A 2,046-nucleotide genomic window follows, 5' to 3' on the forward strand; every position below is an offset into this window, starting at 1 on the left:
AACATGATCCTCGGCATTTCGATGATCGGTGTCGCCGAAGCCTTCGTTCTGGCCGAAAAGCTCGGCCTGTCGCATCAGGCGCTGTTCGACGTCGCCTCGACCTCGTCGGGCCAATGCTGGTCCTTGACCACCTACTGCCCGGTGCCCGGCCCGGTGCCGACTTCGCCCGCAAACAGGGACTACAACCCAGGATTTGCAGCCGCCTTGATGCTGAAAGACCTGAAATTGTCCCAGGAAGCCGCGCAAGGTGCGGGTGCTGTAACGCCGCTCGGTGCCGAAGCGGCTCAGCTTTATGCCTTGTTCAACGCCCAGGGACATGGCGGCGTCGATTTCTCCGGCATAATTAATTTTCTCAGGGGTAACCCGGCGTAACCCACGGATTTGGCGGATTTTTCCGGTTTCCTTCGGTGGAAAAAATGAAAATTTAGATTTGCTTAAGCTCTCGATAACTCCGCGGTAACGATGTCCCTATAAAACGGACTGTGAGGCGGACATCTCATCCGTCCGGCGCTCCGGATCAGGTCTCGCGTACCGGAGCCCGTAAGTTTCGACAAGTGCCATAAGTTTCGCAAAGTGTTTGCGTAGCGAAGCGCCATGCGTATCTGGCAAAACCGCGTTCCCGATGGAGCGCGGTTTTTGCGTTTTACCCTGCAGCACGGTTGAGACATCGATGAACCGGAAACTGTACTCCGGGATACCTCACATGCGCCCGCGGGCGCCTTCCGGATCATAGGGCGAGTCGGCGATCACCTTTGCCGCGCGGCGCTCGCCGAGGATCGAAACCTGGAGCTCGGTACCGGGCGACACAAGTTCCAGGGGCAGCAGCGCAAGTGCTATGTCGTGACCAAAAGTGTAGGAATAGCCCGCCGAGGTGATGTGGCCGACGAGCTCGCCTTCGCGGTAAACGCCCTCGAAGGCGAATGCGCTCGCACCATCCGTGTCGATCGACAGTGTGGCGATCCGGCGTGTAACCTGCTGCTGTTTCGCGACCAGTGCCGCCCGGCCGATGAAGTCCCTGTTGTCGAGGCTGATGAAGCGCTCGAGGCCGCTTTCCCAGGCGGACAATTCGGGGTTCATATCGCGGTACATGGCCCGGTAGGATTTATCGAGACGAAGCGATTCCAGCGCTTGAAGTCCGACCAGCCTCAGCCCGTGTGCCTCTCCCGATGCCAGAAGCGCATCCAGCAAATGCCGCTGGTAGCAGAGTGGATGATAGAGCTCCCATCCCAGCTCACCCGAATAGTTGACACGCAGCAGCCGTACGTCGCTGGCCATGCCGACGGTGCTGGACTGTACGCTGAACCATGGGAAGGCCTCGTTGGAGAGGTCGATCTCCGTCAGCGGCTGCAGTATGTCGCGCGCCTTCGGCCCAACCACCGTGAAGCTGCCGCGATCCTCCGTGACGTTGCGCAGATGCACGCTGCCGTCCTTCGGCAACAGCCGGCCGAGATCGTCAAGGTTCCAGCGTTCGGCGCGCGGCGTCGATATGAGATAGAACAGGTCGCTCTGCAGCCGCGCCACCACATACTCGGCCTGCACGCCGCCGGTCGGCGTCAGGTGATGGGCAAGAGCGACACGACCGGGACGCGGCAGTCTGTTGGCCAGGATTCCGTCGAGCCAGCCCTCGGCGCCCGGCCCGCCGACCTCGAACTTGGTCATTGGTGTCATCTCGACCAGACCGCCGGCGTGGCGGACAGCCTGGACCTCTGCGGCGACGTGGTTCCCCTTGGGGGTCCAGCGCCAGCTGTAGACATTGCGCGCCTCGACACCCGCGGGCGCAAACCAGCTCGGCATCTCCCAGCCGTTCAACACGTCCCATACCGCGCCAAGCTGACTTAGGCGGTCATAGGACGGGGCCGTTTTCTGCGGTCGCGCCGCCGGCATGTCCTGGCCCGGATAGTGCTGTACGGCGTGGGTGCCCCAGGCTTCCCGGACCTTGGCCCGGGTCCAGTTCTTGTTGGCGTATCGGCCGAACCTGCGGGGATCCAGCTCCGCCGTGTCGATGCTGTTGCCACCCTCCACGATCCGTTCGGAGAGGTAATAGCC

2 protein-coding genes are annotated in these 2,046 nt (G+C 61.9%); one reads left to right on the top strand and one right to left on the bottom strand.

Annotated features, from left to right (window positions below):
- Nucleotides 1-372, top strand: a 372-nt coding sequence (locus tag EN994_RS28820) for an NAD-binding protein (protein WP_164746293.1), incomplete at its 5' end; no start/stop codon positions are given.
- Nucleotides 373-699: 327 nt separating this feature from the next.
- On the opposite strand, the gene EN994_RS28830 is transcribed toward EN994_RS28820, so the two are convergent.
- On the bottom strand, nt 700-2,046 hold a 1,347-nt coding region (locus EN994_RS28830; protein ID WP_281060211.1), incomplete at its 5' end, for a glycine cleavage T C-terminal barrel domain-containing protein.

The sequence above is a fragment of the Mesorhizobium sp. M7A.F.Ca.CA.002.09.1.1 genome (assembly GCF_003998555.1).
GTDB lineage: Bacteria > Pseudomonadota > Alphaproteobacteria > Rhizobiales > Rhizobiaceae > Mesorhizobium > Mesorhizobium ciceri.